The organism is Actinomyces oris (genome assembly GCF_001553935.1).
Lineage (GTDB): Bacteria > Actinomycetota > Actinomycetes > Actinomycetales > Actinomycetaceae > Actinomyces > Actinomyces oris_A.
In genome coordinates this window covers 1,107,344-1,125,601 of the sequence record NZ_CP014232.1, presented here as the reverse complement: position 1 = coordinate 1,125,601, position 18,258 = coordinate 1,107,344, and the positions used below count along the sequence as shown (strand labels likewise).

The 18,258-nt window shown below is 64.5% G+C and carries 17 protein-coding genes and 1 pseudogene; 14 read left to right on the top strand and 4 right to left on the bottom strand.

Going from position 1 to position 18,258, the window contains the following annotated elements:
- Positions 1 to 20 precede the first annotated feature (20 nt).
- A complete protein-coding gene (locus tag AXE84_RS12530; protein WP_003788403.1) occupies positions 21 to 236 on the top strand; it encodes a type II toxin-antitoxin system HicA family toxin in 216 nt (71 codons plus the stop codon).
- Positions 233 to 613, top strand: a complete 381-nt coding sequence (locus AXE84_RS04755; protein ID WP_003788402.1) for a hypothetical protein — start codon at positions 233 to 235, stop codon at positions 611 to 613. The genes AXE84_RS12530 and AXE84_RS04755 overlap by 4 nt, the downstream gene beginning before the upstream one ends.
- 10 nt (positions 614 to 623) lie before the next feature.
- On the opposite strand, the gene AXE84_RS04750 is transcribed toward AXE84_RS04755, so the two are convergent.
- Positions 624 to 1,667 (bottom strand): bile acid:sodium symporter family protein, encoded by a 1,044-nt coding sequence (locus AXE84_RS04750; RefSeq protein ID WP_060957042.1) that lies wholly within the window; start codon positions 1,665 to 1,667, stop codon positions 624 to 626.
- Between the two features lie 196 nt (positions 1,668 to 1,863).
- On the bottom strand, positions 1,864 to 2,586 hold the full coding sequence (locus AXE84_RS04745) for an NB-ARC domain-containing protein (RefSeq protein WP_060957041.1): 723 nt from the start codon (positions 2,584 to 2,586) through the stop codon (positions 1,864 to 1,866).
- A gap of 363 nt (positions 2,587 to 2,949) precedes the next feature.
- Here AXE84_RS04745 and AXE84_RS04740 point away from each other — a divergent pair, with 363 nt between their 5' ends.
- The 4 genes from AXE84_RS04740 (at position 2,950) to AXE84_RS04730 (ending at position 9,019) form a co-directional block, all read left to right on the top strand.
- Positions 2,950 to 5,787, top strand: coding sequence for a DUF5979 domain-containing protein (locus AXE84_RS04740; RefSeq protein ID WP_060957040.1), 2,838 nt, complete (start codon positions 2,950 to 2,952; stop codon positions 5,785 to 5,787).
- A gap of 383 nt (positions 5,788 to 6,170) precedes the next feature.
- Complete coding sequence (locus tag AXE84_RS12525) at positions 6,171 to 6,971, top strand: hypothetical protein (RefSeq protein WP_236750159.1); 801 nt, start codon at positions 6,171 to 6,173, stop codon at positions 6,969 to 6,971.
- Between the two features lie 162 nt (positions 6,972 to 7,133).
- Positions 7,134 to 8,000, top strand: coding sequence for a hypothetical protein (locus AXE84_RS04735; protein ID WP_396136784.1), 867 nt, complete (start codon positions 7,134 to 7,136; stop codon positions 7,998 to 8,000).
- Positions 8,001 to 8,182: 182 nt separating this feature from the next.
- Positions 8,183 to 9,019, top strand: coding sequence for a hypothetical protein (locus AXE84_RS04730; protein WP_311372649.1), 837 nt, complete (start codon positions 8,183 to 8,185; stop codon positions 9,017 to 9,019).
- Between the two features lie 121 nt (positions 9,020 to 9,140).
- Here the strand turns inward: AXE84_RS04730 and AXE84_RS04725 are convergent, their stop codons facing one another.
- A complete protein-coding gene (locus tag AXE84_RS04725; protein WP_060957038.1) occupies positions 9,141 to 9,743 on the bottom strand; it encodes a DUF1269 domain-containing protein in 603 nt (200 codons plus the stop codon).
- Positions 9,744 to 9,834: 91 nt separating this feature from the next.
- Positions 9,835 to 11,151: pseudogene (locus AXE84_RS04720) on the bottom strand (ISL3 family transposase).
- A gap of 271 nt (positions 11,152 to 11,422) precedes the next feature.
- On the opposite strand from AXE84_RS04720, the gene nrdF reads away from it, so the two are divergent.
- The 8 genes from nrdF to AXE84_RS04680 all read left to right on the top strand — a co-directional run bounded on the left by nrdF (position 11,423) and on the right by AXE84_RS04680 (position 18,177).
- On the top strand, positions 11,423 to 12,397 hold the full coding sequence (gene nrdF / locus AXE84_RS04715) for a class 1b ribonucleoside-diphosphate reductase subunit beta (protein ID WP_010612846.1): 975 nt from the start codon (positions 11,423 to 11,425) through the stop codon (positions 12,395 to 12,397).
- A gap of 51 nt (positions 12,398 to 12,448) precedes the next feature.
- Positions 12,449 to 12,976, top strand: coding sequence for a hypothetical protein (locus tag AXE84_RS04710; protein WP_150116249.1), 528 nt, complete (start codon positions 12,449 to 12,451; stop codon positions 12,974 to 12,976).
- Between the two features lie 13 nt (positions 12,977 to 12,989).
- Positions 12,990 to 13,418: a helix-turn-helix domain-containing protein gene (locus tag AXE84_RS04705; protein WP_060957036.1), complete on the top strand. Its 429-nt coding sequence runs from the start codon at positions 12,990 to 12,992 to the stop codon at positions 13,416 to 13,418.
- Positions 13,419 to 13,477: 59 nt separating this feature from the next.
- Positions 13,478 to 13,870, top strand: coding sequence for a hypothetical protein (locus AXE84_RS04700; RefSeq protein ID WP_060957035.1), 393 nt, complete (start codon positions 13,478 to 13,480; stop codon positions 13,868 to 13,870).
- A 229-nt stretch (positions 13,871 to 14,099) separates the two neighbouring features.
- The gene (locus AXE84_RS04695) at positions 14,100 to 14,840 is read left to right on the top strand and encodes a hypothetical protein (protein WP_060957034.1); all 741 of its coding nucleotides are present in this window, start codon (positions 14,100 to 14,102) and stop codon (positions 14,838 to 14,840) included.
- A 149-nt stretch (positions 14,841 to 14,989) separates the two neighbouring features.
- Positions 14,990 to 15,769, top strand: coding sequence for a hypothetical protein (locus AXE84_RS04690; RefSeq protein ID WP_060957033.1), 780 nt, complete (start codon positions 14,990 to 14,992; stop codon positions 15,767 to 15,769).
- A 129-nt stretch (positions 15,770 to 15,898) separates the two neighbouring features.
- Positions 15,899 to 17,314 carry an LssY C-terminal domain-containing protein gene (locus tag AXE84_RS04685; protein WP_236750157.1) on the top strand — a complete coding sequence of 472 codons (1,416 nt, stop codon included), beginning with the start codon at positions 15,899 to 15,901 and terminating at the stop codon, positions 17,312 to 17,314.
- The gene (locus AXE84_RS04680; protein ID WP_236750156.1) at positions 17,311 to 18,177 is read left to right on the top strand and encodes a hypothetical protein; all 867 of its coding nucleotides are present in this window, start codon (positions 17,311 to 17,313) and stop codon (positions 18,175 to 18,177) included. The genes AXE84_RS04685 and AXE84_RS04680 overlap by 4 nt, the downstream gene beginning before the upstream one ends.
- The last annotated feature ends 81 nt before the right edge of the window (positions 18,178 to 18,258 follow it).

Here is an 18,258-nt window from a genome sequence, read left to right as displayed (position 1 = left end):
TTAGTGAATAAAATGCTGTCGTGAAGGTGCGTGAGCTCAACCGACGGATCGAGGCGCTGGGTGGTGTCATGACTCGTCAACGTGGTTCGCATCGACGGTACGAGGTGGTGTCGGCCGAGGGGGTTCGGGCCTTCACTGTTGTTCCTCAACATGCTGGAGAGGTGCCGGTGGGAACGCTGGCTGCGATCGATCGCGACCTTGCGCCGGTCCTCGGGAAAGGGTGGACAAGACGATGACGACGTATGACGTGACGGTGAGTCGCGAGGCGGACAACTGGCTGGCGCAGTGCGTTCAGGAACCCACGGCGCATACCTGGGCTCCTACTCTCGCAGCGGTGCGCGCTGAGATTGTCGATGCCATCATCCTTGCAGCGGATCTGCCGGAGGGGGCTGTCATCGACGTCCGTCTTCTTCCGGATGATGGTCTGCCGGAGTACATCGTGCGGGCACTCAAGGTCGGTAACGACCGAATGGCTCTTCGCTCCGCCGAGGCGGCCTTGCGAAGCGCGACGGAGGAGTCAGTGCACGCCATGCTGGCTCAAGGGCATAGTGTGCGCGATGTCGCCGGCGCCGTGGCGCTCACTCCGGGGCGGATCGCGCAGCTCTCCGCCTAACAGCAGTGGCTCACCTCGCAGCCGAGGACTCCTTGGCACGACGGCGCAGTTCGCGCACGGTGGCATGCGGATCCTCTCCGGCCGGGAACCCGCGCAGGCGCCAATACATGGCCAGCAGGGAACCGGTGATCGTGTGCCAGAAGGTCGCCACCGCGCAGGGTGCGGCCACCGCCGCGCTCAGGTACTGCAGGGCAAGCGTCGAACCGAGCCCCGCGTTCTGCAGGCCCACCTCGATACCGATCGTGCGTCGGTCGGCCCGCGAGACGCCGAAGGCCCGCGCCACGGCGTAACCCAGGGCGTAGCCGGTCGCATTCTCCAAGGCGATCGCGGCGAACATGAGCGGCCCCGCGGTGGCGATGAGCGGCTGGCTCTTGGAGGCCACGGCCGCCACCACCGCGGCGATCGCCACGACCGAGACCCACGGCATCGCCGGCTGGATCCGTGCCACCTGCCGGTGGAAGAAGACGTTGCAGGCCAGACCCGCGCCCACCGGCAGCAGCACGATCTGCACAATCGACAGCGCCATCGACCCGGCCGGTACCTGCATGTAGGTCCCGGCCAGCCACAGGGTCAGCAACGGGGTGACGATCGGGGCAAGCATCGTGGAAAAGGCGGTCATCGACACCGAAAGCGCCGTGTTGCCCTTGGCCAGGTAGCTCACCACGTTCGACGTCGTCCCTCCGGGCACGCAGCCGATGAGGATGATGCCCACCTTGAGCTCGGGGGACAGCGGCAGCAGGTTCGCCACACTCCAACCCACCAGCGGCATGACCGCGTACTGGCTGAGCACACCCAGAATGACCGGCTTCGGGTGACGAGCGATCATCGTGAAGTCCGGGATGGACAGGGTCATCCCCATTCCAAGCATCGTGACGGCCAGCAACGGCGTCATGTAGCCGGCCAGCGGCACGAAGGTGGAGGGTGAGAAGAAGGCGGCGAGGAAGGCGCCGAACATGATGAGCGGGAAGACCGTCACCGCAATGCGGGCGCTGCGGTCCTGTCTCTTCTCGGCGGCTGCATCGGTGACTGCGTCAGTGTTTGTCGGGGGTGTCATGGGATGCCTCGGATCAACGGTGGAGCGTCAGCGGGGATACGCGCGGTGACGATAGTCCGAGGAGTGAAACGATGCCGTCTCAGTCCACCGTGCGGACGCATCTGAGCGTCGAGTACTGAGGGCTCGGAATGGGCCGCCGGCCGTGACCCGCGTCGGTGGCCCCGCGGGCTTGGTGAGGCCAGTGCAGGCCGGGGCTCTACTCGAGGTCGTCGTCGGCGTCGTCGGCACAGTTGACGACGTCGGACTCGTCGTCGTCCTCGGGGTCACGCCAGACCTCGTCGCAGCGGTGGACGCTTGTGGCGATGAGGCGAGCATTGGGCAGGTCCACGGTGCGCACCCAGTGGCCGGCCGCGATTGGGTTCTTACCGAAGTCTTCGTGCCGGTTGATGAGCCGCGGCACGAGCACCTCCTCGGGCACGTCGATGTGGATGAGCAGGTCGATCCGCTCACGCGCCGCACCCCAACCGCGCGTCTCCAGTGCGAGGTAGTTGCCCTCGGTCACGACGACGCCGGTGCCGCTGACGATGCTCCCGGCTGCCACGGCCTCGTGCAGATCGCGCCGGTACACCGGGGCGAGGACCCGAGGGGCGCCGTCGGCCCGCACTCGGTCCAGGATCGTCAGGTAGCCCTCGACATCGAAGGTGTCCGGCGCACCCTTGCGGTTGCGGCGCCCCAGCTCGTCCAGGACGGCGTTGGACAGGTGGAAGCCGTCCATGGCGACCAGCCCGGCGAAGATGTCCGCCGCTTTGAGCTCGGTCACCAGCTGCTCGGCAATCGTTGATTTTCCCGAACCGGGAGCACCTGCGAACCCGACGACGAGGCGTTCAGGCGCGTCGTCGGCCGCCAACCGCTGTACGAGCTGGTTGACGAGGTTGCTGACAAGGGCGGAGGTCTCGCCCACCCGAACCGTGGGACTCATGAATCTATTATCTCAGTCAACTACGTGCCTGAGGGGCCGGTGCGATGTCTGTGTCCGTGGTGATGTCCGGAGCGGAGTGGATGCCGGATGGATGGTGGAATTGCGGCCGATACTGCTGACGATCGGTTGTTGGCTGCAACCCCGGGGCCGCCTGAGGGATGAGCAAGGTGGGCGCCGTCGAAAATGGATTTCTCCCACCTGAGCGGTTAGCGATGAAGTCGTCATCATCGTCATCATTCCGAGGCAAAACGGCAGCCGATTCGTGACCGTCTCCTGAGATTTTCGCCATTGATACCAGTAAATATAGAACTTAAGTTCGGCACCGCATCAATTGAGTGCCGGACTTCTCCCGAAAGGTTTGCCGTGTCAAAGATCCCTGCCCCCAGAGCGCTCAGAGCGCCTGTGCGTGCCACAGGTGCTCTCCTCCTGCTCGTGGTGATGGTTGCTGCGATGCTGACGGTCCTGCCCATGCAGGCCCGAGCCGCCATCAACCCGAAGATCACTGTCTCCGACCTGTCACTGACCCCCTCCAACGCCATCGGCGAGGAGGACCCGAGCAAGACCGCGATCCAGAGCGGTGACTACCTCAAGCTGAAGTTCAGCTGGGATGCCAGCAAGGCCAAGGCCAAGAGTGGGGACTCCTTCGAGATCGCACTGCCCGAGCAGGTCCGCAGCAAGGACAAGCTCACCGAGCCGATGATGCTCAACCACGATGGCGTCAGCACGAAGGTGGGTGAGTGCTCGGTGGCTGAGCGCACGATCACCTGCACCTTCAACAGTGAGCTCGACAAGATCGTCGCCCAGGGCTTCAAGGACCTGCGTGGAAACGGGGCGTCGCTGGTGGTGGCTAACGGGGCCTCAGATCTGCCCAACCTGCCGGTCAAGGCCAACGGTGCGGACACTACTGTGGCCGTTCCCGGCGGGAAGATTGCCCCCTACGTCGAGGGCCCCTACAAGCCGGAGAAGGTCACCAAGTGGGCCAGCGACCTGAATGTCGACTCCGACAAGATTGCCTGGCAGCTGATCTTCGGCCCCGACCAGATCAAGGCGGCGCTGGAGGAGAACGGCCAGTCTCTGAGCGTGGACGGCAAGACACGTTCGACCATCATGTTCACCGACGAGCTCGGCCCCGGGCAGAAGTACGTTGCCGACAAGGCGAAGTGGAGGCTGGAGACCGGCACCGCTGAGGGTAAGAACGCCAGTTCCGTCCAGCTCACGGACGCTGCCGGAACGGACCAGAACACCAGCGCGGGCGACTTCGACCTCGATGTCACCTTCAACGGCGACGTCGCCTTCATCAAGGTGACCGGTCCCTTCGCGCCGCGTAGCAACTACATCGTCCGCTACGAGTCGACTCCTGAGACCGGCAACGGCAAGGTGCAGCCCGGTGTGCGGTACAAGAATGACGCCACCGCGCTGGGAACCAGCTTGCGGGGCTCCTACGCGGTGCACTACGCCTCGTCCTTCTCCATCAACGTCGAGATGAAGCCCGGATTCGGTGGATTCGAGATCACCAAGCTCCTCACCGGAACGCAGACCGGCAAGGTGCCGGCGGACACCACCTTCAAGGTCAGTGTCCACTACGACCTGCCCGGCGGTGCGAAGGCCAGCGCCTACCCGGACTGGAAGGCCCCGGGCACTCTCAACCAGGAGGGTACTGGTGGTGACCTCGAGATGACCCTCGGCATCGGTGCGAAGACCGTGTTCAAGGACATCTTCCCCGTTGGAACGGTCCTCACATTCAACGAGGACCCCACGAATGCCTCGGCTACTCCCGAAGGTGTCGTTTGGGGCAAGCCGGCCTTCATGGTGAACGGTCAGAGCGCCAGCACCGCGACCATCGCGGACCAGGAGCTCACACCCGTGACACTGAGCAACTCCGCTGACGCCGTGCCCGTGGATCACGGTGACTTCACGATCACGAAGGCCCTGGCCGGCGAGGGCGACTTCAGCAACTCCACCTTCCTGTTCACCTACAGCTGCACTGACAACACCACGGGCTTCCTGATGGTGAAGGGCGGGAAGACCTCGGAGCACTCCGAGGAGGTCCAGGCGGGCTCGACCTGCACCGTCACCGAGATCACCGACTCCGCCTTCCGTGCGGGATACACGCTGACCGCCCCGGAGCCGCAGACCGTCGCCATCATCAAGGATCAGACGGCTGAGGTGACGATGACCAACACCTACACGAAGGCCAAGGGCTCGTTCTCGGTGACCAACACAGTCAAGGGCGCCGAGGTCGGGGACAAGGAGTTCACCTTCACCTACACCTGCGACAACGGGCAGAAGGGCGACCTCAAGGTCAAGGCCGATGGCACGGCAGTGAACGGTCCGGAGCTGCCCGTGGGCACTGAGTGCACCATTGAGCAGGACGTGGACAAGGCTCAGGTCGACGGGTACACCCTCAAGGCCCCCGCGTCTCAGAAGGTGACTATTGGCGAGAAGGTGCTGGACCTGAAGTTCCTCGGCTCCTACGCCTCTCTCACCGTGCCGTCGCCGACGCCGAGCGCTGACGCGACTGCGAAGCCTTCCGCCGAGCCGAGTGCTGCGCCGAGTGCCGCTCCGACTGAGAAGCCGGCCGCTGACGCCAGCGCAGACCCGAACGTGAAGCCCAGTGCTGAGGCGAGCGCCAAGCCGAGTGCTGAGGCGAGCGCTGTCCCGGCGGACAAGCCCGCTGCTGACGCTAGTGCGGACCCGAACGCCAAGCCCAGCGCCGAGGCCACTGCCGCTCCGGCGGACAAGCCGGCCGCTGACGCTAGTGCGGACCCGAACGCCAAGCCCAGTGCTGACGCGAACGGGGACCCGAACGCCAAGCCGACCGCCGACGCGAACGGGGAGCCGAGCGCCAAGCCGACCGCGGACGCGACTGCTACGCCGAGCGCCGAGCCGACCGCTACGCCGAGCGCCAGTGCTGGCTCTGACGTGAACGGGGACCCGAATGCTGACGTGAACGGGGACCCGAACGCCAAGCCCAGCGCTGACGCGAGCAGCTCCACCGCTGCGGGTGACTCGTCGTCGGCCGGTGCGCCTGCGCCGGGGACGTCCACCAGCTCGGCGGCGCCGAATGCGGCTCCGGGAGCGCCCGGCGGTTCCGCGGGCGGTCCGCTGGCCAGCACCGGTGCCAGGATCGGTCTGCCTCTGGGCATCGCCGTGGTCGCCGTGATGGGAGGGGCTCTGCTGGTGAGCCGCCGCCGCGCCTGACGCCGGTCGCTAGTTCCCACCCCTCACAGGGATAGGTCCCCGGGCCCACCTGAGTTCTGCACTCAGGTGGGCCCGGGGCTTCGTGCGCCCCAGCAGCCCCGCGGCCGGACAGGGGAATGATCCCCATCCCGTGCGCCGGGGGTGAGGCCCTACGGTGGCGCCATGGCTCATCGTCGACGCAGCATCATCCGGTTCCTGTTCATTGCGCTCTTCCTGTCGCGTTCGAGTGAATCGGTACCGCTGTGATGGGGCTGGCGGGCGGACGGAGCCTCCCGAGACGCACGATTCTGACGGGTGTCGGGTCGTTGACGCTGCTGGCGATGTCGGGCTGCGGGTCGCTGGCTCCGGGAAATATTCGGGCTCGCCGTCGGATTACGCAGTCCTTGAAGAGCTTCGATGCCGTCAAGTCAGTGAACGCGCAGGTAAAATCCAATTTCGAGATAGGTGATTCTTGGACGGTGCTGATCAGTCTCAACGATGATCCCGGAAGAGAAGAGACTCTCGCCGTCCTCAAAGACGCCTATCGTCGGGTCAAGGGGGCCGTGGGGAAGACATACTTCTCGCTGTCGGTGTCGTGGAAGCAGAATGGCGTCTCGGTGTCGTGGTCTCTTTCGGAGAAAGGGGAGGATGAAGCGACGCTCGATTATCTTCGGGATCTCGCGAAGCCCAGTTTGAAGTCTATGAATGTTGGAGGTCATCACATCTCGGTGCGTCGAGGTGACGTCAAGGAGTTCCCGACTGATGTCATCATGGTGCCACGATCTGGGGTGGGTGTAGATGACAGTTTTGATCTCGATGGTATGACCATTAAGGTGCGTACGGACACTGTTGACTTCACCTCCGTTCCTCTCCGTGAGGTTGTGGATGTTGTCGATTCTAAATATCGGGATGAGGCCACCGTTGAGTTAACGGACGATCATCACGTGTATGAGAAGCCAACGCTCGATGTCTCTGCTTTTGGGACGGTGTCGGATGGTCTTGATGTCACTGCTGCCGCTAAGGTCCTTAATATCGTCTCAGGGAATCAGGCACTTCAGTCGCTTTACGTCTCAACCGTGTCGGACCGGAGTTCTGGTGGAACAGAAGGGGTGCGCTTCGAGATGGAATCGGGTGACTTCGATGCCGGATATCCACCTGAAAAGGGTAGGGAGGTTCTGGCGGCAGCACGGGAGTCTGGCTCTTAGTTGTGAGGGGAGCATGAATCTGATGGTTCCCTGTGACAGGAGACTGCGCCAGGTGTTATCGACGCGACGGAGTGACGTCTGATGAGCGTGCGACGTCGTCGGGTCCTGGCCGTAACGGCCGCATCCCTTGCTCTCGCAGTGGCTGGGTGCTCGCCTATGGCCATGGCGCGCAAGAGGCGGGAGCGGAAGGTGCAGCAGTACCTCTCTGGACTCGATGCCGTGGCGTCCGCGCGGGTAGAGGTGCACCCGGAGTTCTCAGAGCCGGATCGTTGGACCGTGGATGTGCGGCTCAAAGATGATCCGTCCAAGGGGTCAGTGGTAACAGTTGTGCGGGACGCCTACGCCAAGGTGCTGAACCTGACCGGAGCCAATGAGGTGAGGATGGTTGTCACCTGGGTCAAGGGAAAGACCTCCGTGTTCTGCTACTTGCCGATGAAGGACGCCGACAAGGCTGCATCCGCCACGGTGGAGGCGTTATCGCCCGGCATGGAGCGAGTCCAGATCGAGGAGGAGAGAATATCCTTCGAGTACCGCACCACTGAAACCCTCCCGGATCATTTCATCCTGCCGCCCACTTCCCCGGTGCTGAGCCTCGCCTCCTTGAGAGTCGAGCAGAGCATTCTCATTGGACGGTCTCACTGCTTCATCTCCCACGCCAAGGGCAAGGACCTCACATCCGTGCCGATCAAGCGTGCACTGGAAGCCATCCCCACCGACAAGCGGTACGGAGCGGTCCTGAGCCTGGAGGCGGAGGATTACAACAATCACCAGGCCCGTCTCATATTCAAGAAATGGGTGAAGGACTGGCAGGATGAGGATGTTCAGCCCGACGCTGCGGTTCTCGCCACAGTACTCGGAAACCAGGTACTCCAGAGGGTGGAGCTGCTTACCTCGGTGGAAAGCAAAGTCCAGCCCAGGGTGGTTGGCTTTGACATGAAGTCCGGCGCTGTGGTCGGCCAGGGGGACCCGCCCGAGAAGGGGGCGCCCATCCTTGCCGCCGCCCAACAGGTGGTTGCCTCTGCGTCCTGATGGGGAGCGGACTCCAAAGCGTCTCTGCCTGACGTGCACATGCAAGCATGATGAAGGGAAGGGGAGTGAGGTTGATGAGTATTCGACGTCGTGAGGTGCTGGCACTGGGTGCAGTGTCTCTTGCTTTCGGAGTGGGCGGGTGCTCACCTTTCGCTCTGGCTCTCAGTAAGAAGAAGAGGAAGGTGCGCAAGTATTTGTCCGGTCTTGATGGTGTCACGTCCGTTGAGGTTGATGTGGATCCGGGGCTCGTGACCGATGATCGCTGGGATGTGATCGTCAACCTCAAGGGTGATCCCGGACAGGATTCAGTCCTCGCCATCATTCGCAATGCTCGAAACGAAGTAGTGAATCTGGCTGACTCCGACAAGGTGGAACTTGACGTCACATGGACCCAGGGCGCGACGTCGATGTCCTGTCATCTGCCGATGGATGACTCCGAGAGGGCCGTGCCGGCTGCCATGAAGGTGGTCTCCTCGGAGGTGGAGAGCGTGGAGATCTCCTGGAATGAAATCCGGCTACGCTACCAAGGCGTGAAAACCCTTCCGGATAACTTCATTCTTCCGCTAACATCTCCGGTTGTCGGTGTGGGTTCGCTCAAGACCGAGCAGAGTATTCATGTGGGCTCATCCTATTGTCACGTCACTCACTCCAAAGGCGTTGACCTCACCTCCGTGCCGATCAAGAGCGTCCTTGATGCCATCCCGGCAGATAAGCGAGTCGATGCGACGGTGGACCTGGATGCGCATGATGATATCAACCAGGTGACCCAGTTGAGAGTGTGGGGACTCGGTGAGTACGGAAAGGGTGTGGAGGTTGACGCCGCAGCGCCGGTTCTGGCGGCCGTCCTGGGAAATCGGACTCTTCAGAGGGTTGAGCTGGCCACCGCGCCGAACGACGACTACGACTCTGAGGTCGTCGCCTTCGACATGAACGGCGGTGCCGTGGCCGGTCAGGGTGACCCGCCTGAGAAGGGGGCGCCCATCCTTGCCGCCGCTCAGCAGCCGGACGCTTCGTCGTAAGGTATCTGCGAGAGGGCTTGCATCCTTGGGGCGTGCCGACCGTTCTCCCCACCAGTGCCAATGACGACGGGCTGCACGCATCGAGACATCGATGCGTGCAGCCCGCTTTAAAGTGTTGTGCTCAGCGCTTGAAGTGCTCCTTGAGATCAGCGACTCGCTTGTCCCATGCTTCTTTGCGCTCTTCGCGGCGTTTGTCGCGAATGGTACGGCGTGCCTCGCGATCCGCTGCTTCTGCAGCTGCTTCGGCGGCCTCGAGTTCGGCCAGCACCTCGGAGACGGGGCGGCGGGCCACAGTTCCACCCAACTTCGTTGAGATGTTGTCAAGCACCTCGGGCGTCACCTCAGATACCTGGGCGAGGATGGCCGTTGTTCCGGGAGCGACGCGGGCGCTGAGGTCGCCGAGGATGGTCTCACGCTTGTCAGCATGGTCGATGTCGCTCAGGCTTCCGATAACGGAACCTGCACCCCATCCCAGGAGCATGCCGAGTGGGCCGCCGAGCAGACCGACAATCAGGCCGATGAGGCCCCCAGTTGCCGTGTCCTCGCCGATCGTCGCGTCCGATCCCTCCGCCATGTGCAGGTGTCCGTCCTCCTCGCGTTCCGCGATGAGTGCTGAGACGATGTCGATCCTCCCTTCCGCGGAGGCTTGGCGGAGGTCACTGAGAACTTCGTACGCCTTGGAGGACTCGGTGAAGGTAATGACGACTACGCTCTGGTCAGTCAAAATGCTCGCCTTTTGTGGTGCAGCCTGATGTCGCCATCGTATCATGGCTCTTCGTGTTTGAGGGTGTTGTAGGTGGGGCTTGTCGGCTGGTTTAGGTGGTTGCTGTCAGGTGGTCTTTGAGGCGTCCGGTGTGGATGAGGCTGCGGATGGTGTAGCTGGTGAGGTTGCGGAAGTCCAGGGCGATGCCGCGTAGGTGCTCCAGGCGTCCGTTGATCGCCTGACGTGGGGTCGTTGGAGGTACGGGGTGGGCGAAGTAGGCCAGGACGTTCTGGCTGCGGCTGATCAGGGTTCTGGCCAGTGTCTGGATCTCCTCAAGCCCGTCGGGGATGGCCTGCCTCAGGGAGTCGATGAGCTGTTGCGTCAGGTACTTTCCCAGGCCCGCCTCCTCGGTGCGGTAGGCCTGGATGAGGCGCTGGTAGACGCCCCAGGAGGCCTGGACCGCAGCGTGGCGATCATCAGCGAAGAGGGTCTCGAGACGCTCGGTCTGGGCGTCGGTGAGCAGGCCGGCCCCGGTCAGCGGAGTGCGCCGGGCCCGGTAGAGCCGGTCACCCGCTCGGCCCCGCCGGCCCGTGATCGCCCGTTGGATGCGACGGCGGCACTGGTCGAGCTTGTCTCCTGCTAGGGACACGACGTGAAAGGGGTCCATGACCGCCCGGGCCTGTGGGAGCTCCTCGCCGGCGGCGCTCTTGAACCCGGTGAAACCGCCCCGTGGCTACCACCTCGACCCGCCCACGCCAGTCCTGGTCGCGCTGGGAGAGCCAGGTCTTGAGGACCTTCTTGGACCGGCCCGGGACCACGTCCACAAGCCGGGCCGGACCACTGCGGTCGCGTACGGGGGTCAGGTCGATGATGACGGTGACGTACCGGTCGCCTCGCCTGGTGTGGCGCCATACGTGCTCGTCGACGCCGAGAACCTCCACGCCATCGAAGCGGTGAGGATCGTCTAACAGCGTGGCCTGAGCGCTTGTCAGGATCGCGTTGTTGGCGGTGTGCCAGGAGAGATCCCCAGGGCGGCTGCCACCCGGGAGACCGACATGCACTCCAGGGCAAGGGCCCGCAGCCCCCACTCCACCGCCGAGCGGGTCAGCCGCGCCCTGGGCTCAGCCAAGCTGGAGGTGTCCTGTCTCCACACCCGGCGGCAGTGGGTGCAGGCGAAGCGCCGCAGGCGTACCAGCAGCTGCGTGGGTCTCCATCCCACCGGTACGTGGGCCAGGCGCCGGGCCACTGTCCCACGAGCCTGCCCCTGGGCGCCGCAGGCCTTGCAGAACGGGTCCTCAAACCCGATCGGCATACGGCACTCGATCACCGCGCGCTCCGCCGTGAGGTGCTGGCCCACCGCGGTCAGCCCCAGGGCGTCCAGCCCCAGGAAGGTCGTCAGATCAGGGCCGGTGAAGGTAGTCTCAGGCACGTCGAGGTCTCTCGTGACGGTTGTGTAGCAGCTCCCATCATCGGGGGACCTCGACCCCTACCCGGCGTAACGACGCGCCCCCCGCCTACGCACTTCAATAGACCCCGCCTACAACACCCTCAAACACGAAGAGCCCGTATCATCCAAGTGGTTTGAATCTTGATGGCCCCGGCGCGGCGGGCACCACAGCCCTCTTCGGGCGGGCGTCACTGCCGGCCGGCGGTCTCATCGGTAGCATGAGGCCGGATCACCCAAACCTCGGGAGGAACTGATGCACGAGCCCATCAAGCTGGTCGACCGCGTCCAGGCCATCAACTGGAATCGCCTGACCGACGACAAGGACCTCGAGGTCTGGGACCGCCTCACCGGCAACTTCTGGCTGCCCGAGAAGGTGCCGCTGTCCAACGACGTGCAGTCCTGGGCCACCCTTAACGAGGCCGAGAAGAACATGACCACCCGCGTCTTCACCGGCCTGACCCTCCTGGATACGATCCAGGGCACGGTCGGCGCGGTCTCCCTCATCCCGGACGCCCGCACCCCTCACGAGGAGGCGGTGCTCACCAACATCGCCTTCATGGAGTCGGTCCACGCCCGCTCCTACTCCTCGATCTTCTCCACCCTCATCTCGACGGCGGAGATCGACGAGGCCTTCCGCTGGAGCGAGGAGAACGCGAACCTCCAGCGCAAGGCCCGCATCATCCTGGACTACTACCGCGGCGACGACCCCGAGAAGCGCAAGGTCGCCTCCACCATGCTGGAGTCCTTCCTCTTCTACTCCGGCTTCTACGCCCCCATGTACTGGTCCAGCCACGCCAAGCTGACCAACACCGCTGACCTCATCCGCCTCATCATCCGTGACGAGGCCGTCCACGGCTACTACATCGGCTACAAGTACCAGCTGGCCGTGCGCGAGTCCTCGCCCGAGCGTCAGGCCGAGCTCAAGGACTACACCTTCGAGCTGCTCATGGAGCTCTACGACAACGAGGAGCAGTACACCGAGGACCTCTACGACGAGCTCGGCCTGACCGAGGACGTCAAGAAGTTCCTGCGCTACAACGCCAACAAGGCCCTCATGAACCTGGGCTACGAGGCGCTGTTCCCGGCCGACGCCGTCGACGTCAACCCGGCGATCCTCGCCTCCCTGTCCCCCAACGCCGACGAGAACCACGACTTCTTCTCCGGCTCGGGTTCCTCCTACGTCATGGGCACGGCCGAGGCCACCCAGGACGAGGACTGGGACTTCTGAGCGCATGAAGAGAGTGGATCAACTGGCCGACACGTTCTGATAGTAGCTCGGATGGCTCGTTCTGTTGAGCGGAGGTCTGTGTGCGCCAGTCCTCGAAAAGGTGCTCCTGCTCGCATCCATTTCTGCTTCATCGACGCTGAGTCTGTTGATGTTCAGGCGGAGATTGCTTCCGTCGCGCAGCAGGTCGTGGCGCCACTGGGGCTGTCGAGACCGGCCAGAATGCAGCGAGAGGCGGACATTGTCGGTGCGATCCTCGGGCGTATGCGAGCGATGGCGCGAGGGAAGTTGCCAGAGGAGAATCCTCCCGCCCTGTCGCCGGTCGTTTCCCAGCCCGATCTCTTCGAGCTTCGCTGGAAGTTCGCTAAGGAGAAGAATGCAGCGGTGCGGGCCTATCACGGTGAGCCTGGCGACCCAGACGTCGTCGTCGTGCGTATCCACCGCAAGGAGACGGATGTGCCGGTTGCCAGGCAACGTGAGCTGCAGAACGAGGTGATGGAGGAGGGCCAGCGACGTTTCACCGTGGGAGAGCAGTGCAACTGGGGCCATACCAGGGCTTGCCTCCACTGCCTCAATCTGTGATAGGTTATAGTCTATGACTTCGATTCAGGTATCCCTCCAGGAGCGGGGCTTCGATGAGCTGGTTGAGCACTCGGCGCGACTCGCTCAGGCCGATGACGAGATGCGATGGGCCCTCATCCAGGCTCGCAAGGAGGCCGGTCTCTCGCAGCGCGACGTTGCCGAGATGATGGGCGTCAAGCAGCCGACGGTTGCCGCCTTCGAGAGTCAAGATAACGATCCTCGGCTCTCCACCCTGCGTCGCTACGCGCTTGCTGTTGGAGCGAGCGTGGAGCATCGTGTCACAACCTGGGGTCGTACGACCTTCGAGTCGGAGAGCTGGACGCCCATTCAGACACTTGGTGGAGGGTGGCCTATGGCGGTAGAGGCGAGCGCTGGCGATCCGCGTCTGATCCAAGCCGGGCGTACAGTTCCGCTTGTCGACGACTTTTCTGTGGCTGCATGAGTGCTGATCGGCGTTACGAGACTGCTCGAGACCTGCTCCCAGTTCTCGAGCTGAATCGTGTGACGCCCTACGAGGTTGCGGGTAGGCGCGTTTCCGCCCCCGAGGTCACCGAGATAACCAGTTCGATGGAGTCGATGATTGGTGGAGAGGAGGGGAAGTCCTTCGTCTTCAGGGTGCGGCAGCGGGTGAAGACCAGTGAGGCTGAGATTGCCGCTGACTTCGAAGCGGAGTACCGGTTCAGTGAGCCAGGTGGTCGGATCTCGGAGGAGGCTCAGGTCGAGTTCGCTGAGAAGGTGGCTTTCATGGCACTCGTTCCCTACCTCAGGGAGTCAGTCCATACGACTGCCATGCGTCTGGGTGTGCAGCCGCCCCTCCTTGGGATGGTGCGTCAAGGTGAGTTCCGGCTGCGTGCCGACGGCGACGCCGGCTCGAGCGCTGACGTTCAGAATTGACTGAATCAGGGGCTCCCATCTCACGGTCGACGTCGAGTTCTGCGGACTGGGCTCGATAGCGTCGCGTCACGACTTTCGATTTCTTCTGGATACCTCCTATGAGGGTCGCCGTGTGCCGCAGGCGACCGGGCGGAGACGGGGAGCGCTCCCCCGGGTAGCCTCCCCATGGCTGAGGGTTCGCGCCTGGCGCACACTTTCGTTGTCCCCAGCGTGCCAGAAAGGAATCCCCATGCGCTCCTCCGTTAAAGCTCTCTCCGTCGTCGCCGCCCTCGCCATGGCCGTCGGACTGTCCGCCTGTGATGAGGAGGAGGTCTCTCAGCCCTCCTCCGGTGGTGCCTCCGCGTCCAGCTCCGCCAAGGCGGACTCGGACGAGTCGGATGCATCCCCCTCTGATGACTCTCAGGAGGACAAGGACTCCAAGGGCTCCAAGGATGACAAGAAATCTCAGGACGCCAAGGGCAAGAGTGGTGAGACCACCAAGTCCGGCTCCACCATTCAGAACATCCAGCCGGTGACCTTCAAGGACGAGGAGATCGGCCTCACCCAGACCTGCGACAAGGTGATCGAGGACTACGCCGCACCGAAGTACAAGGCAAGTCGTGATTCAGACACGGTCTACCTGCTTCACTGCACGCTCGACTTCAGTGGAGATATTGCTTTCAGCAACACGATCGTGGACTCCACCTCGCTCCAGGACAAAACGGAATCCAGGCACAAGGCGGATGAGTACGGGGCGCTGCTGGCCGACGACCTGAAGGATGACGGTCTTGAGGTGTTCGACTCCGAGGACTCCGGATCCACGCATGTTGAGGGCTGGGTCTCCATGGCTACCGTCACGGAGTCGACCAAGCTGAAGCCCTTCTCCGAGGGCACCACCAGCATCGTCTACGACCGCGCAGCCGGAAAGGGCATCCAGTCCGGCAAGCAGTACGCGGCCTACTCCGACACCCAGGACCTCGTGCTCAAGTAGGGCGGATCCGATTCTCTTCCCAGCGACCTCGGGCCTTCTGAGGACTGTTGTCGTCTCATTTCTCTGACGGAGTTGAGGGTAAGGGGCTATGGTGCTTTTCGCGGCGCTACGGCCCCTTGCTCCGTGTCGAAGGAACGAAAGGTACTGTCATGAAATCCACGATCAAGGCTGTTGCAGCGGTGGCCGCCCTGGCCCTGTCTCTTGGCCTGTCCGCCTGCGGAGACCAGGAAGCCGGGACGGACTCGGAGAAATCAAGCCGGGCAACGGCCTCGCAGGCGAGCGATGACAAGTCCTCCGAGGCCGAATCCGACGCGTCGGAGTCAGCCTCGAGTAAGGCATCGAGCAAGGAATCGTCTGCACCCACCGGCTCGGCGTCGAGCTCGAGCAGTGCGAAGGCCTCCTCGCCTCAGGGTGGTGAGACGCTGCCCACCGGTGAGAAGGTGGAGAGCATTGATCCCATCGTCATCAAGGACCAGGCGATCGGGCTGACCCAGACCTGCGACAAGATCGTCTACGACTACTCGGCCCCCGCCTTCAAGGGGACGGAGAAGGGCAGCCAGGACAAGATCTTCCTGCTTCACTGCAAGATGGAGTTCAGCGGTGAGGTCTCCTTCAGCGGCAAGGTCACCGCCTACCAGGAAATCCAGTCCAAGGAGAAGGACTACCTCAACGCTGGAGTGGCGGTGTCCCTGGTTGAGCAGGACCTCAAGGACGCCGGCCTCGAGCCGGTGGGGGCCGGCACGGCATCCACGGGCTCCAAGAGCGTTGACGGATGGGTCCCCTTCGTGGCCCAGCCGGTGCGGGGCAAGAACGACTACCTGACGCGGGACAACATGGTGTTCGTCTATAACCGCCCCGCAACGACCTTCGACGGTACCGGGAAGACCTACGAGGCCTACTCCGACCGGCACGACATCGTCATCAAGTAGCTCTTCCGCACGTCCGGCCACTCCAGGGCGACGCCGTTGTTCTGCGTCGTCGTGGACCGTCCGTCACCGGCGGCGGTCCACGACGCGCAGTCGGCTTCCGGCGCGCCTCGACTTCGGTAACGTGCTGTCATGACGTCATCCGAGGTGACTCGCCCCCGTCCGACGGCGCCGCCCGTCTACCGGGACGGCCCGTCCAAGATGTCGGAGGTCGATGCCCGCTCCTGGAGCATCGATGACGTCCTGGACGCCGTCTTCTTCGCCATCGCCGCCGTCGCCACGCTGTGGCTGGCCTGGTTGCTCATCGGCTCAGGCTGGCACCTCGATCCGGTCCTCGTGGTCAACTCCCTGCTGTTCTGGGCGGTCCTGGCCTACCTCGCCCTGCCACGCCTCCACCAGGTCCTCACCTGGCTCTACGTCCCCGACTACTTCATCGGCCGCACCCGCACCCCCGACGGGCTCCTGGGCGACCCCGTCAACCTCGCCGTCAAGGGCGACGAGGAGGACATTCACGAGGCGATGATCGCGGCCGGCTGGGTGCGCGCCGACCCCATCACCCTGCGCACCTCCTGGCGCATCATCGTCTCCTCGCTGCTGCGCCGCTCCTACCCGGCCGCCCCGGTCTCCAGCCTCATGCTCTTCGGGCGCAAGCAGAGCTTTGCCTACCAGAAGGAGGTCGAGGGCAACCCCGCCCAGCGCCACCACATCCGCTTCTGGTACTGCCCGCCGGGCTGGTCGCTGCCCGGCGGCGGACACGTGGACTGGCTGGCCGCCGCCACCTACGACCGCGCCGTCGGCCTGAGCGCCCTCACCCTCCAGGTCACCCACAAGATCGACGCCGATATCGACATCGAGCGCAACTACGTCGTCGACGACGTCCGCTGGGCCAACGAGGCCGCCGACCTGGAGATCTGGCCGGACTTCTTCGCCTCCTACCACGACAAGAACGGGGGAGGGGACCGGGTGGTCACCGACGGCGCCCTTCACGTGCTCGACCTTAACGAGGTGGTTCCCGGATCCGACGCCGGGCTCTCCCTGCGGCAGGCCCGCCTGGCCGACCACCAGGCCCGCCGCCGTCGCCCCAGCCAGCTCGTCATCGCCCTGGCGCTCATCGGGCTCGCGATGACGGTCGAGATCCTGCGCGTGGCCCGCATCGACATCACCCAGGTGCTGGAGGCCGCTCCGTTCCCGGAGGAGGACCCGGGGGCGGTTACCGCCGTCGTCGCTCTCATCGCCACGGTCTCTGCCGGCCTGATGCTCCTCACCGCCGCCCTGGGGGTCGCAGCCTGGCGCGGGCACCCGCGCAGCCGCATCGCCCTCATGGCGACCCTCGTCCTGGGTGTCGCCACTGACATGGTTCAGGTCTCCAGCCTCGGGGTTCGGCAGGCGACTCTCGGCCTGGTCGTCACCAGCGCGCTCCAGGTCCTGGCCCTGCTGGCGCTCTCGGCCCGGCAGGTCCGCGAGTGGGAGCACGCCCGCAAGGAGGAGCGGCTTGCCGACCGTGCGAACGCACGGGGCGACCGGGCGGCAGTTAGGCTGGGCTCATGAGCGAGTACCTGGCAGGACCGCAGGACAATGGCGCCGGCGACGCAGGGCCGGCGGCACGGTCCGGCCGGCACACCAGCCACGTCAGCCACGTCAGTCACGTCGACGAGTCCCGGCCCGTCGATGGCGACCGCGAGCACGTGCGCTTCGGCATCCCCTTCAATGGGGTCCTGCCCATCTGGCACGACGACGCCACCATTACCTGGCACCGGCCCGCTGACGACACCGACCTGTCCACCGTCCTGGGCATGGGGCTGGTGGAGTCCGAGCCCGGCCCCGCCCAGGCCCCGGCCGGGTGGCAGGAGCGCGTCGAGACCGGTGTCCTGACCGACTCCGGCCGGCTCCTGCTGCTCAAGGCCGCCACGCCGTCGGGCCGCCGCGCCATCAACGACCCCGGCGAGGGAGCCCCCATCCCCCTGCAGGCGCCGCTGAGCTACGCGGAGGCCATGGAGGGGGTCTTCGACATCGTCGGCTTCGGCATCCACATCGGCCGCATCATGCTGCGTGCCGCCCGCGACGGCGGCATCATCGTGTTCACTTTGCGTGCGCCGCGCGACCCCGAGCCGCACCACATCCTGTCCGTGCCCGCGCAGGTCGACGACCGCGGCGTCATGAGCTTCCACCTGGGGACGCTCCAGGAGATGGAGGGCGGCGCCTGGGACTCCGCCACCCACCAGGACGGCATGGCCCTGCTCGACCTCACCATCCCCTACTCCGACCTCGTGGCCGAGGCCGGACCCAACGGTGAGGAGGGGCTCGACGCCGACAGCGTCCTGGAGATGGCGCAGCCGGTCGTCCAGTGCATCCTCAAACCCGGCTACCCCTTCGCCCTGGGGGCCTCCATCCTCCTGCCGCAGGCCGGCTGAGCCGAGGGCGGGCCCGCGGGCCGGGCTGGCCGGGCCGACGTCGAGTGCTGACCTGCCTGTAGAGCACGAGGGTCGGGTGCC